This window comes from Caulobacter sp. AVps16 (genome assembly GCF_058681455.1).
The window spans coordinates 3,276,845-3,289,613 of record NZ_CM178739.1 but is presented as its reverse complement, the minus strand read 5'-3'; the positions used below and the strand labels follow the sequence as shown (position 1 = coordinate 3,289,613).

Annotated in this window: 15 protein-coding genes; 9 read left to right on the top strand and 6 right to left on the bottom strand. The window is 66.9% G+C overall.

Annotated elements, in window-relative coordinates:
- Window positions 1–81: 81 nt before the first annotated feature.
- Window positions 82–708: a TMEM175 family protein gene (locus ACW17U_RS15830; RefSeq protein ID WP_492053696.1), complete on the top strand. Its 627-nt coding sequence runs from the start codon at window positions 82–84 to the stop codon at window positions 706–708.
- Entirely contained in the window at window positions 708–1,271 is a 564-nt protein-coding gene (gene rsmD, locus ACW17U_RS15825) for a 16S rRNA (guanine(966)-N(2))-methyltransferase RsmD (protein WP_492053694.1), read from the top strand. Before ACW17U_RS15830 ends, rsmD begins: the two co-directional genes overlap by 1 nt.
- Before the next feature lie 262 nt (window positions 1,272–1,533).
- Here rsmD and ACW17U_RS15820 read toward each other — a convergent pair whose 3' ends face one another.
- Complete coding sequence (locus ACW17U_RS15820) at window positions 1,534–2,091, bottom strand: hypothetical protein (RefSeq protein WP_492053692.1); 558 nt, start codon at window positions 2,089–2,091, stop codon at window positions 1,534–1,536.
- A gap of 149 nt (window positions 2,092–2,240) precedes the next feature.
- Here ACW17U_RS15820 and ACW17U_RS15815 point away from each other — a divergent pair, with 149 nt between their 5' ends.
- The gene (locus tag ACW17U_RS15815) at window positions 2,241–2,882 is read left to right on the top strand and encodes an HAD-IA family hydrolase (protein WP_492053691.1); all 642 of its coding nucleotides are present in this window, start codon (window positions 2,241–2,243) and stop codon (window positions 2,880–2,882) included.
- A gap of 33 nt (window positions 2,883–2,915) precedes the next feature.
- Window positions 2,916–3,200, top strand: coding sequence for a 4a-hydroxytetrahydrobiopterin dehydratase (locus tag ACW17U_RS15810; protein WP_492053689.1), 285 nt, complete (start codon window positions 2,916–2,918; stop codon window positions 3,198–3,200).
- A 98-nt stretch (window positions 3,201–3,298) separates the two neighbouring features.
- Here ACW17U_RS15810 and ACW17U_RS15805 read toward each other — a convergent pair whose 3' ends face one another.
- The gene (locus ACW17U_RS15805) at window positions 3,299–3,805 is read right to left on the bottom strand and encodes a YybH family protein (RefSeq protein ID WP_492053687.1); all 507 of its coding nucleotides are present in this window, start codon (window positions 3,803–3,805) and stop codon (window positions 3,299–3,301) included.
- Between the two features lie 219 nt (window positions 3,806–4,024).
- On the opposite strand from ACW17U_RS15805, the gene ACW17U_RS15800 reads away from it, so the two are divergent.
- A complete protein-coding gene (locus ACW17U_RS15800; protein WP_419253071.1) occupies window positions 4,025–4,810 on the top strand; it encodes an SDR family oxidoreductase in 786 nt (261 codons plus the stop codon).
- A 137-nt stretch (window positions 4,811–4,947) separates the two neighbouring features.
- Here the strand turns inward: ACW17U_RS15800 and spdR are convergent, their stop codons facing one another.
- Entirely contained in the window at window positions 4,948–5,505 is a 558-nt protein-coding gene (gene spdR, locus ACW17U_RS15795) for a stationary phase response regulator transcription factor SpdR (RefSeq protein ID WP_062143065.1), read from the bottom strand.
- Window positions 5,506–5,581: 76 nt separating this feature from the next.
- The gene (locus tag ACW17U_RS15790) at window positions 5,582–6,982 is read right to left on the bottom strand and encodes an ActS/PrrB/RegB family redox-sensitive histidine kinase (protein WP_062143068.1); all 1,401 of its coding nucleotides are present in this window, start codon (window positions 6,980–6,982) and stop codon (window positions 5,582–5,584) included.
- 54 nt (window positions 6,983–7,036) lie between these two features.
- On the opposite strand from ACW17U_RS15790, the gene ACW17U_RS15785 reads away from it, so the two are divergent.
- The 3 genes from ACW17U_RS15785 (at window position 7,037) to ACW17U_RS15775 (ending at window position 9,787) form a co-directional block, all read left to right on the top strand.
- Entirely contained in the window at window positions 7,037–7,633 is a 597-nt protein-coding gene (locus ACW17U_RS15785) for an SCO family protein (RefSeq protein ID WP_492053684.1), read from the top strand.
- A 111-nt stretch (window positions 7,634–7,744) separates the two neighbouring features.
- Window positions 7,745–9,007 carry a polyhydroxyalkanoate depolymerase gene (locus ACW17U_RS15780; RefSeq protein WP_062143073.1) on the top strand — a complete coding sequence of 421 codons (1,263 nt, stop codon included), beginning with the start codon at window positions 7,745–7,747 and terminating at the stop codon, window positions 9,005–9,007.
- A gap of 57 nt (window positions 9,008–9,064) precedes the next feature.
- Window positions 9,065–9,787, top strand: coding sequence for a M48 family metallopeptidase (locus ACW17U_RS15775; protein WP_492053682.1), 723 nt, complete (start codon window positions 9,065–9,067; stop codon window positions 9,785–9,787).
- 47 nt (window positions 9,788–9,834) lie between these two features.
- Here the strand turns inward: ACW17U_RS15775 and ACW17U_RS15770 are convergent, their stop codons facing one another.
- The gene (locus ACW17U_RS15770; RefSeq protein WP_492053680.1) at window positions 9,835–10,881 is read right to left on the bottom strand and encodes an aspartate-semialdehyde dehydrogenase; all 1,047 of its coding nucleotides are present in this window, start codon (window positions 10,879–10,881) and stop codon (window positions 9,835–9,837) included.
- A gap of 709 nt (window positions 10,882–11,590) precedes the next feature.
- Between ACW17U_RS15770 and ACW17U_RS15765 the strand changes: the two genes are divergently transcribed.
- On the top strand, window positions 11,591–12,001 hold the full coding sequence (locus ACW17U_RS15765) for a hypothetical protein (protein WP_492053678.1): 411 nt from the start codon (window positions 11,591–11,593) through the stop codon (window positions 11,999–12,001).
- A gap of 38 nt (window positions 12,002–12,039) precedes the next feature.
- Here the strand turns inward: ACW17U_RS15765 and ACW17U_RS15760 are convergent, their stop codons facing one another.
- Window positions 12,040–12,717 carry a glutathione S-transferase family protein gene (locus ACW17U_RS15760; protein WP_492053676.1) on the bottom strand — a complete coding sequence of 226 codons (678 nt, stop codon included), beginning with the start codon at window positions 12,715–12,717 and terminating at the stop codon, window positions 12,040–12,042.
- Window positions 12,718–12,769 lie beyond the last annotated feature (52 nt).

Here is a 12,769-nt window from a genome sequence, read left to right as displayed (position 1 = left end):
CCGGGCAGGGTTGTAAAGGCGCCGACCTTGCCCTCCAGCGCGGACAACGGCACACATCGGTCGGAAGTTCAGGGGATGATCATGAGCGGCACTGATCCGGGCGAGGCGCACCTCCATCGACTGGTCCTGTTTTCGGACGCGGTCTTCGCCATCGCCATCACCCTGCTGGCCATTGAGATCCATCCCCCTGAGCACTGGAACGGCATTCCCCACCTGCTGTCTCTGATGGCGCCGAAACTGGCCGCCTACGCTGTCAGCTTCGCGGTGATCGGGATCTACTGGGTCAGCCATCGCCGGATCTTTTCACGCCTGGCCAGCGCCAATGGCATCCTCGACACCCTGAACTTCGTGGTGCTGGGCCTGGTGGCGTTGCTGCCGCTGGCCACTGAACTGCTGTGGGAACAGGTCGGCGGCCAGGCCTATCCCGTCTATGTAGCGCTGGTTGGGGCCATCGGCCTGGCCTTGGCCGCGACCTGGGGCTACGCGGCCTTTATCGGCAAGCTGGCCAAACCGGTGCCCTGGCCCGAGGCTGTCTTCATTCTGGAGCGGGTTGCTGTTCTGCCGGGCCTGATGTGCGGGCTGTCGTTCTTCAGCATCATCTATCCCTGGGGCTGGGCACTGATGGCGGCCCTGGTGGGCGGGTTCTCCCTGCTGGGGCGCTGGATCTCGCGCCTTGCGGCATCGCCGGCACCGGACACCACGACCTGATGCGTATCGTTTCCGGCCAGTATCGCGGCAAGGCCATCATCGCCCCGCCCGGCGACGCCACCCGCCCCACCTCCGACCGCGCGCGCCAGGCGGTGTTCAACATCCTGGAGCACGCCGCCTGGGCCCCGGAGCTGCATGGGGCCCGGGTCCTCGACCTCTTCGCCGGTTCGGGGGGCCTGGGGCTGGAGGCCCTGTCGCGCGGCGCGGCCTTCTGCCTGTTTGTCGAGACGGCCGACCCGGCCCGGGGCGCGATCCGTGAGAATATCGACGCCATGGGGCTGTTTGGCGTCAGCCGGGTGCATCGCCGCGACGCCACAGACCTTGGCCTGCCGCCGTCCAGCGCCGGCGCGCCGTTCGATATCGCCTTCCTCGACCCGCCCTATGCCAAGGGCCTGGGTGAGAAGGCCCTGGCGCAGTTGCTGGCCCATGGCTGGCTCAAGCCGGGCGCGATCGTGATGTTCGAGCGCGGTCGTGACGAGCCCGAGCCCAGCCTTCCCGGCTACACGGTTCTGGACAGCCGGGACTATGGTGCCGCCCGTGTCCTGTTCCTGCGGTTGACCTGAAGACGGCTCTGCCCCGCCCGGCCCGGGGCCCGGCGGACCTGTCTCAAACTGCGCCAGGTCCTGCGCCTTGGCCTCAGGTCCTAGTAGACGATCCCGAGACTGCTGAGGCCAATGGCCGCCACCACGAAGGCCGCAATGGCAAACAGTTCATAGCGCTTGAAGAAGGGCTTGGTCGGCGTACGCATGTGTCAGGATCCCCCGTCCCAATTTGGCTCGTTGCGACAAGAGGCCCGCAAGGTCCAGGCCATGGACGGGGCGGGATTCACGGCTGTTTTCCCGGCCAGACCAGAAAGCCCTGGGCGTCGCGACCGGCCACCCGGTACTCGACGCGATGCGAGGGGCCGGGACTGTAGCGGGTCTCCTGCCGCTCGATCGCCCCGTAGCCAGAGCCGTAGTCGCTAGCGTAGCCGCTGCTGTAGCTGTAGCGGCTGGCCTCATAGGCCTCTGTGTACTGGGATGAGGCGGTTTCGACCTCGAGCGGCTGCCCGCCATAGCCATAGCCATAGCCGTAGCCAGCGCCATAACTAGCGCCATAGTCAGAGCCATAACCAGCGCCATAGCCACCAAGGCCGGAGGCCTGGCTGCCGGGCTCGCATTCGACGCGCTCCCAGCGAGAGGCCCCGCCCGGTCCCGTCATGCGGCGGATCACGCACTGGCCCGGCTGAATGTTGGGCGGCAGCTGTTCGGCCTCCGGCGGCAGGCCCGGCCGCACCAGGGGCGGTCCGCCGCTCAGCCCGTGACCTGGCCCTCCCGCCATGGCGGTGCCGGCGGACAGAAGACTCGCTGCGGCGAGACAGAGAGACAGGCGGGGCAAGGTCATGAAACGGCTCCTGAGCCGTTAGGAAAGCATTAAGGAACATGAACGGCCTGCGGGTTCACCTGCTGGGCGAGCAGGGAGTCGCGGGCGGGGACCCTTGCCTCCCGCCAAGCTGCGCCCTACCGTCGATCAAACGGTTGTTTGAGGGCGGTATGGCGATCGAGGCGGTGATCTGGGACTTTGGCGGGGTGTTCACGACCTCGCCCTTCGAGGCCTTCCGGCGCTATGAAGCCGAACGCGGTCTGCCCGGCGATTTCATCCGCACGGTCAATGCCACCGATCCCGACACCAATGCCTGGGCCCGGTTCGAGCGGTCCGAGATCGATGCAGCCCAGTTCGACCCCCTGTTCCTGGACGAGGCCACGCGCCTGGGCCACGCGGTGCGCGGTGCCGACGTCCTGCCCCTGCTGTACGGCGATCTGCGCCCCCGGGTGCTGGCGGCGATGCGGGCCTGCAAGGCCCGGTTCAAGGTCGGCTGTATCACCAACAATGTCTCGGCCGGACACGGGGCGGGCATGGCCTCGTCCGAGGACAAGGCCGCCGCCGTCAGCGCGATCATGAGTGACTTCGAGGTGGTGATCGAAAGTTCCAAGGCCGGGGTCAGAAAGCCCGATCCGCGCATCTATCTGATGATGTGCGAGGCCCTGAACGTCGCGCCGGAACACTGCGTCTATCTCGACGACCTGGGGGTCAACTGCAAGCCGGCGGCCGCCCTCGGCATGACCGCGATCAAGGTCTCCAGCGAAGATCAGCTGCTCGCCGACCTTGCGAAGGTGACCGGATTGGCGTTCTGAAGAGGGATCATCCCCTTCGCGTCAGGACCTGCCATGTCACGCCCCAAGATCGGTGCCGCCGCCGCTGTTGCACAGCTTTCGGGCTGGAGCGCCGCGCCGGACAAGGACGCCATCACCAAGACCTTCAAGTTCGCCGATTTCAACGCGGCCTTCGGCTTCATGACCCGGGTGGCCCTGATGGCCGACAAGCTCGATCACCACCCTGAATGGTTCAATGTCTACAACCGTGTCGAGGTGTTGCTGACCACCCATGACGCCGACGGGGTGACGGCGCTGGACCTCACCCTCGCGACGTTCATGGACGCGGCGGCTGGGTAGGACAAAACCGGGTCGGATCAGGTTCCCGGTCGGGACCAAAAATCCAGCCGTCACCCGAAGCCGGACCTTCGACCATTGGTCCGGGGGCGAATGTCGGACTAGGAGGCGGGGCTGGCTTGCGGGGGCAGGTCGGCGATGATGTCCGTGCTCATCCGCATCATGCCGTCCGGCTGACGCTTGAAGATCCCGACCCAGTTGCCGATCTCAACGAACGGCTGCTTCGTCTCGGGGTTCGTGAAACTGAACCTATAGGTCGCATGATAGACGGCCAGATCGCCAGATGCCGCGACATCGACAGTCTCGTCCGACACCTCCAGCTTGACGTCCGGCAGCGCCAGTTGCGCCTGCAGCGCCGCCTGAGCGGCTGCCATGCCGACCACGTTCGGCTCACCGTGGAAGAAGGTCTTGATATCGGGTGCCAGGATGCTTGCCGCCTTGGCCTGGTCGCGGGACGCATAGGCATCGACCTGTGCACGGATCGCGGCCTTGACCTCAGCGGCGACGGCTTCCGAAGACGGCGGGGTCGGGGCAGGGGCCGGGGTCGGAGTTTGGGCACTGCATCCTGCCACGGCGATCACCGCGAAGCAGACCAAGGGCACGCTCACAAATCTCTTAGATTTCATCCTGATGGCCCTAACTGCATGCAAAGAAGGTCTGAGTATCTGTTCGCAAAACAGTGATGTCCGCAATGGGTCGAGATGGGCCCGTCGCTCAGCCTCCGAATGCGGATCGTCAGATCGGCTCCAGCGCCACGATCGTTTCCCCCTTCCGCCTCCGCCCCTTCCGGTTCAAACTAATGTTTGAAACATTCGGGAGGACGCCAAATGGCGCAGAACACGGGCCGGGTCGCCGGCAAGAAGGCTTTCATCACCGGTGGAGCCCAGGGTCTGGGCGCGGCGGCGGGGCGGATGCTGGCCAGCCAGGGCGCCAAGGTCAGCCTGGCCGACATCAACCTGGCGGGCGCCCAGGCGGTCGCTGACGAGATCAATGCCGCCCACGGGGCCGGCACGGCTTTCGCCTTCGAGCTGGACGTCACCCAGGAAGACGAATGGATCGCCGTGCTTGAGAAAGCCACCGAGGCCATGGGCGGCCTGTCGGTGCTGGTCAACAATGCCGGAATCGGCGGCGACGGCCCGATCGAGAGCCTGGATTTCGCCCTCTGGAAGAAGGTGATGTCGGTCAATGTCGACTCGGTCTTTCTCGGTGCCAAGCACGCCCTGACCCATATGCGGGCCCATCAGCCCGGCTCGATCATCAATCTCTCGTCGATCGCCGGTCTGATCGCCAACGGCAATTCCCCGGCCTACAACGCCTCCAAGGCGGCGGTCTGGCTGCTGTCCAAGAACATCGCGCTCTACTGCGCCAAGATGAAGCTGGATATCCGCTCCAACTCGATCCATCCGACCTTCATCGACACCCCGATCCTCGACGGCTTCACGGCGCGGTTCGGAAAGGAAGAGGCCCACGCCAAGCTGGCGCGGCAGGTGCCCCTCGGCCGGATCGGCGAGCCCAACGACATCGCCAATGCCGTGCTCTATCTGGCCAGCGACGAGAGCAAGTTCATGACCGGGGCCGAGATCAAGGTCGACGGCGGCATCTCGGCGATGTGATTTAGAAGGGCCAGATCCTCCCCCTTTGGGGGAGGTGGCCCGCAGGGCCGGAGGGGGCTAGCTGAGCCTAGGCCGAGATGGCCCCCTCAGTCGGCTTTGCCGACAGCTCCCCCAGTTGGGGAGCATCCACCCTTCGACTACCGCGGTGCGCGCTTGGCCAGGATGCGCTGCAGGGTCCGGCGGTGCATGTTCAGACGGCGCGCCGTCTCCGAGACATTGTGTCCGCACATCTCATAGACCCGCTGGATATGCTCCCACCGCACGCGGTCGGCGCTCATCGGGTTTTCCGGCGGGGCAGGGGCGGCGTCCTTGGCGGCCAGCAGGGCGCGGGCCACATCGTCGGCGTCGGCCGGCTTGGAGAGGTAGTCGACCACCCCGGCCTTCACGGCCGCGACGGCGGTGGCGATATTGCCATAGCCGGTCAGCATGATGATCTTGGCATCGGGTCGGGCTTCGCGCACCGCCTCGACCACCTTCAGACCGGTGCCGTCCTCCAGCCGCATGTCGAGCACCGCATGGGCCGGGGCCTCGACCCGCAGCACCGCCAGGGCCTCGGCCACCGAGGCGGCGAGGGTCACCACAAACCCGCGCTGCTCCAGGGCGCGGCCCAGGCGCGTGCGCAGGGGCGCGTCGTCGTCGAGCAGCAGTAGCGTCTTGTCGGGCAGGGCCGCGACCAGCTCACTGATATCCGCCATGAATTCAGCGCCTCCCCGCGCCTAGACCCAGCCGTGTACACTCACAAGTTATCATGTCGTCCTTCCGGGCCAGGCTTCAAGCCCCCGTGTAACCAGGGGCTTCAAGTGCTGACCTCGGCCAACGCGCCGAGACCACCGCCCCGCCGCGCCGACCATTGCGAAAATCCACCGTCGCCCCGGTCCGTTCGAGCAGGGTCTTGGCGATGAAAAAGCCCAGGCCCATGCCGATATGGCCCGTACGCGAGCCCTCGGCCCCCGGCCTTGTGGTGACATAGGGTTCGCCCAGCTTGGCCAGCACCTCGGCGGTAAAGCCCGGCCCGTCGTCGCGAACCTCGATGACCACCGAGCGCTGGTCGAAGCGGGCGATGACCAGCACCTCCGCCCGGGCGAAGTCGACGGCGTTTTCGACGATCGAGGTCATGGCGTGGATCACTTCCGGCCGCCGCCAGATGTCGGGGGCGGTTTCCCCTGACGGCCCATTGACCACGGCCTCGACGCGGACCCCGTGCACCAGGTGCGGCTCGATCACGTCCTGGACCAGCTGCACCAGGCTCATCCGTTCGTGCACGGCGTCCTGGGCTTCGGGCATTTCGGTCAGGCGCTGCAGGATCTCGCGACAGCGGGCCGCCTGACCGATCATCAGTTCGGCATCCTCGCGCGTCTGGTCATCCGGCGCATTGCGGGCCATTTCGCGGGCCACGACCGAGATGGTGGCCAGGGGCGTACCGAGCTCATGGGCGGCGGCCGCAGCCAGGGCCCCGAGGGCCGACAGCCGCTGTTCGCGGGCCAGCACCGTCTCGGTGACATTGAGGGCCAGTTCCATCCGGGCGGACTCGCTGGCCGCCTGCCAGGCATAGGCCCCGGTGATGATAATCCCGAGTATCCGGGCCGCCACCATGGCGAACAGCACCGATGGCGGGGGGGGCGGCATGGCCGGGGTCCCCGCCAGGGTCGGCATGGGCATGTGAAAAAAGGCGAGGGCGATTTGGCAGCCTATGGCCAGCAGGGCCAGGCCGAGGGCGAAACGGGCCGGCAGGGTGGCCGCCGCCAGGGTCACCGGCGCAATCAGCAACAGGCAGAAGACGTTCTGCGCGCCCCCGGTCAAATAGAGCAGGCCGGTCATCTGCAGGATGTCGAAGGCGATCTGGGCCGTGGCCTCGCCTTCGCGGGCCATTCTCTGGCCGGTCGAGGCCAGGCCCAGCAGGACATTGAGCCAGGCCGACAGGGCGACCAGCGAGAAACACAGGGCCCAGGGGGCCTGCAGCTTCAGCACAAGCGCGCCGAACAGCAGGGCGGCGGTCTGACCGGCGATGGCCAGCCAGCGCTGGGTCAGCAGGGAGCGTACACGAAGGCGGCCGCGACGCAGCCCGGGTGCGGCCCAGGACCAGTCGTCGTCTTGCGCCGGATCTTCACCCGGCTTATCGAGCCCGTTCGACCGCTGGTCGCTGGGCGTTCTCGCGAACGACACGTCAGCCATACTGCAGGATTGTCCAGATTTTCGCGTCTGGCGAGAGCCAAAGGAAAGATGCCCATGCCTCGTCACCGTATTGTCCTGATCCTGGCCTGTGTTGTCGGGGCGATCTTCGCCACCGGCCTGGCCTTCCGGGCGGGCATGTTCAAGTCGGCCGAGGGACCTGCGGCGGTCGGCGGTCCGTTCGCGCTGGTGGACCAGAACGGGGCCCCGGCGACGGAAAAGGTGCTGAAAGGCCAGTGGAACGCTGTGTTCTTCGGCTTTACCTATTGCCCTGACGTCTGCCCCGGCACGCTGCAGGGCCTGGCGGCGGCCACCGACCTGCTCGGCCCGAAGAAGGCCGAGAATCTGCAGATCGTCTTTATTTCGGTCGATCCGGGCCGCGACGACGTGAAGCAGATGAAAGCCTATCTGTCGGCCGACTATGTGCCCAAAACGACCCTGGGCCTGACGGGCACGCCCCAGCAGGTGGCGGCGGCCGCCCGGGCCTATCGGGTCTATTATGCCAAGGTCGGTGACGGCCCCGGCTATACCATCGACCATTCGACCGCGATCTATCTGATGGACCCCAAGGGCCGCTTCAGGACGGTGATCCCCTACAGCCTGCCACCGGAAGACATTGCCCGCCGGATCAATGACGCCATGCGCGAGGGCTGATCGGGGCCCGGCCGGTGCTCCGCGCGGAACAGCGGGGCGGCGGCCTGTTTCTTCGGTGGACTTTGTTAGGTTTCGGCGTGCTATGCTGCGGCGCAATATATCGGATGCGCCATGCTCTACGCCCTTCATGAAGCGGCCTATTATGCCTCGTCTCCCCTGCGCGAAGCGGCCCGCGTCGCGCGTGACTTCTGGGGCTCGCCGCTAAACCCCGTCTCCGCCACGGATCTTGGTCGCCGGATGCACGCCGGTGCCGACCTGTTCACCAACATCACCCGCCGCTACGGCAAGCCGGCCTGGAACATCAACACCGTCAAGGTCGGCCAGGTCGACGTGCGGGTGCGTCCCACCGTGGTCTGGGAAAGCCCCTGGGCCCGGGTCGTGCAGTTCGACCGCGACATGGCTGACATGCGCCGGGCCGGGAAGTTCAGCCTCGACCCCGCCGTGCTGATCGTCGCGCCCCTGTCGGGCCACTATGCCACCCTGCTGCGCGGCACGGTCGAGGCCTTCCTGCCCGACCATGCGGTGTTCATCGTCGACTGGACCAATGCCCGCGAAGTTTCGATGCTCGAGGGGCGTTTCGACTTCCACGACTATATCGATCACATCATCCAGATGCTGGCCGTGCTGGGTCCGCGTCCCAATGTCGTGGCCGTCTGTCAGCCCGGCCCGCCGGTCCTGGCCGCCGCCGCCCTGATGGCCGAGGACAATCACCCCTCACGCCCGGCCAGCATGACCTTCATGGGCTCGCCGATCGATGCGCGCCTGTCGCCGACCGTGACCAACAACCTGGCGGAGGAAAAGCCCTTCACCTGGTTCCAGTCGAACATGATCTACACCGTGCCGCCGCCCTATGTCGGGGCCGGCCGGCGCGTCTATCCGGGCTTCGTGCAACTGGCCAGCTTCATGAGCATGAATGCCCAGAAGCACCAGGACGCCCATCGCCGCTACTTCCAGGACCTGGTCAAGGGCGACGGCGACGGTGCCGACAAGCACCTGGAATTCTATGACGAGTACCTGTCGGTCCTCGACCTGACCGAGGAATTCTACCTCCAGACCATCGACATCGTCTTCCAGCAGCACCTGCTGCCCAAGGGCGAACTGATGCATCACGGACGGCGGGTGCGGCCCGACCTGATCACCGATATCGGCCTGATGACGGTCGAGGGCGAGAACGATGACATCTCGGGCATCGGCCAGACCCAGGCCGCCCATGGCCTGACCCCCAACCTGCCCGCCGAGATGAAGACCGACTATGTCCAGCCGGGCGTCGGCCACTATGGCGTCTTCAACGGTCGGCGGTTCCGCGAGGAGATCTATCCGCGGGTCCGCTCGTTCATCCGCAAGAGCGATCCCAACTTCGGCGACGAGATCTAGCGCGCCCGCACGGGCGTCAGCCTTGCGCCGGCGCGACTCCGGCGCGATGTAGGGCCCATGGCTTTGTTCACGGCGGCGCAGCGCTTTTCCGACGGAGACCGGCTGGACGTGGCCGGTTGCCCCGTGCGGCTGAAGGTCGACGGCCGGGCGCGGCGGGTGTCGCTGCGGGTCGATCGCACTAAATCCGAAGTGGTGGCCCTGGCCCCCAGCCCGCGACGTCTGAACGAGGCCGTGGCCTTCGCCCACGAAAAATCCGCCTGGATCGCGGGTCAGCTGGCCGCCCTGCCGGGACAGACCCGGATCGCGCCGGGCGGAACCCTGCGACTCCACGGTGAGGCCTATCGTCTCGAGGTCGGACCCGGCCGGGCCCGCATCGACGGCGACCGTCTTGTCGCGCCCGATGACGCCAACTGGGGGCTGAAGATCCTGCGTCTGGCCAAGCGCGAGGCCCTCACGGTCCTGACCGAGCGCACGGCCCTCCATGCCGAGGCCCTCGGCCGGCCGATGCCGACCGTGGCCGTGGCCGATCCCAAGGCGCGCTGGGGCTCCTGCCGCCCGGCCCGGCCGGGAACGCCGGCGGCGATTCGCTACAGCTGGCGGCTGATCCTGGCCCCGGCGGCGGTGGCCGACTATGTCGTGGCCCATGAATGCGCCCACCTGATTGAGGCCAATCACGGTCCGAAATTCTGGGCCCTGTGCGAGCGGCTGGTCGGGGATCCCGCGCCGCACCGCGCCTGGCTGCGGGCCCATGCCGCCACGCTGCACGCCCTGTCGGCCTGACGTCATCCCGGCCCGGCGCGACCGGCCGGGATGACGGTCGCGGGCTCTTATTGCTCCAGCATGACTTCGGCGATCTGCACCGCGTTCAGGGCCGCCCCCTTGCGCAGGTTGTCGCCGCTGACGAACAGGGCGAGGCCGTGGGCCACGGTCGGATCGGGGCGAATGCGACCGACAAAGACCGGGTCCTGACCCGTGGCGGCCAGCGGGTTGGGCACATCGTCCAGCACCACGCCCGGCGCGGTGGCCAGCAGGGCCGTGGCCTGCTCGACCGACAGCGGCCGCTCGAACTCGGCATTGATCGACAGGGAGTGGCCGGTGAAGACCGGCACCCGCACGCAGGTGGCCGAGACCGGCAGGCCCGGGATCTCGAGGATCTTGCGGGTCTCGTCGCGCAGCTTCAGCTCTTCCTCGGTATAGCCGTCCTCGGCCAGCACATAGTTCAGCGGCACGACATTGAAGGCCAGGGGCACGACCCACTTCTCGGGGGCGGGCAGGGGCGCGGCCTCGGGGCTCAAGGCCAGGCCTGCGAGATCACCGCGCGACCCGGCGGCCAGCTGCCTGGCCAGCACCTCGATGCCGGCCACGCCGCCGCCGGAGGCGGCCTGATAGGTGCTGACCGTCAGGCGCTTGAGGCCGGCGGCCTCATGCAGCGGCTTCAGGGCCGGCATGGCGGCCATGGTGGTGCAGTTGGGATTGGCGACAATGCCCTTGGGGATATGGTTCAGGGCGTGCGGATTGACCTCCGACACCACCAGCGGCACCTCGGGATTGCTGCGCCAGGCCGAGGAGTTGTCGATCACGATCGCCCCGGCCGCGGCGGCCTTGGGGGCCAGTTCGCGCGAGGTGTCGCCGCCGGCCGAGAAGAACACCAGGTCGAGGCCCGTGAAGTCGGCGGTTTCGGCGTTCTCGACGGTGATCTCGCGGCCCTGGAACGCGATCTTGGTCCCCGCCGAACGGGGCGAGGCGAACAGGCGCAGGGAAGCCAGCGGGAAGTTCCGCTCCGCCAGCAGCTCGCGCATCATGCCGCCGACCAGACCGGTGGCGCCGACGACGCCGACATGCGGCGGATTGGAACGGGAAAACTTGAAGCTCACGGGGGTACGTCTCCTGGAAAGGGCGGAGGCGCGGGGGAGTTTCAGGATCTCTGGAAGATGAGAGCCGCCCCGCGCATCGGCGGGGCTGAGTTCGGGATGCGGACTAGATCGCGCACAGACCCGAAGACGCCCCACCGAAGCGGGTCGTTTTTGGGGTCATAATAGTGGTCGCGGCGATGTGCATCGGCGGGGTTTCTAGCGGTGAAGGTGGGCGGCGTAAAGGGCTGGGTTTGGGGGAGGGGCGCCCCTTCCTCCGCTCTCCCCGGCGAAAGCCGGGGCCCAGATCGAACCCGCTGACCTCGAAGCGTTTGCGGGGCTGAAGGCGCGAACACCCCGGCCGCTCCGGCTGAATCTGGGCCCCGGCCTTCGCCGGGGAGAGCGGTGGTTTTGAGTTCGCGTGTGGCTGTCCTTCTCCCCAGAGAAGGAGCCCTCCCTAAATCTCACGGCGAGACGATCATCTCCTCTCAAGACCGCCCGCGTCGGCGAGGCCGCGCCTTAGACCCTTGCTGGCGAGCCTGCTCTGGCGCCTGACCGTGTCAAGGACGACGCTCCGCGTCGCCGCGACGCGGCCGCCGGAGGCGGTCCTTGACACGGTCAGGCGCCAGAGCTCCGATCCACTAAGGGTTTAAGGCGTGGCCGGATCCGGGGCGGATGGCGGGGGCGACGAGGACGGTTCTCTGACACTCGCCGTCTGAGCTAGAGTGAGCTGATGAACGATCTCGAAAATGCCTCCTCGGATCTGTTGTCTCTGGAAACTATCGTCGATGGAGCCACGCGCAACGCTCTTGCGCTTCGTCTCGCTGAGGCAAAGGCCGCTGGGGTCGATGAGGTGCTCGTACGCCTGATCCAACGGCCGGATCTAGTCAAAAATCGGGGTACGTTAGTCCACGCGCTTCGACACTACGACTGTGCGCCGCATGTAGCTTTGCTGGTCGATTTAGTTGTCTCGGGGGGCTTCGAGGTGGCCCACGAGGCCTTAGAGGCTATTGAAACAATTGAGCATGTGGAGGGTGACGGCGTGCACGCTGCGTTTGAGAAGGTCGAGTGCGTTCTGAAGGCTAACGACATCGAGGGCTGGCGAAAGCCTCTGTTGGACGACCTATTCGAGAAGTTTGACTGAGTAGCGGTCCGAAAGCGGAATCTAGCCGTGCGCGCCCCCTAACCCGCCTGCTGCCCCAACCGCTCCCACCCGTCAAAAAACGGAAACCGCTCCGCCCAGAACGCCGCGAGCCGAGGATCGGCGTCCACCCGCCGGACCACCTCCGCCATCTTCGGCGCGACCTCGTAGAACCGCACGCGCCGAGGCCCCCAGCGGCTGACGACTGCGACGTAGAGGTCCAGCACGGTCATCTGGTCGCCCAGCAGGTAGCGGCCCGGCTCAAGCTGGCGCTCCATCATCGCCCAGCAGTCGAGGATGCGCTCGGCGGTGGCGGCCTTGACCCGGGCCTGCATCTCGGGGTCGTCGCCGACCAGGCGCGAGGGATCATCGCGCACCCAGAACAGGCTGTAGATCGAGGCCGGGATGAAGGTCATCCAGCGCAGGAACTGCGCGCGGAGCGGTGAATCCAACGCCGGGGACAGGCCGGTCTGCGGGTGGCGGTCGGCCAGCCAGATCAGGATGGCGGCGCTTTCGGTGATCGTCTCGCCCGTCGGGGTGACCAGGGCCGGGATCTGCTTCAGCGGGTTGACCACGGCCACCTTGGCCTGCTCGGCCTCGCCTTCCCAGGTCGGCGCCTCTATGACCGCATAGGGCTGCCCCAGCAGGGTCAAAGTAGCTTCGACCGGCACGGAACCCGAGCCAAGCGCGCCGTAGATGGTGTATGCTGCGTTAACCATCGATTAGTAATCTACCCACAACATGTTGTGTGCTGCGACCAACTGACCACTA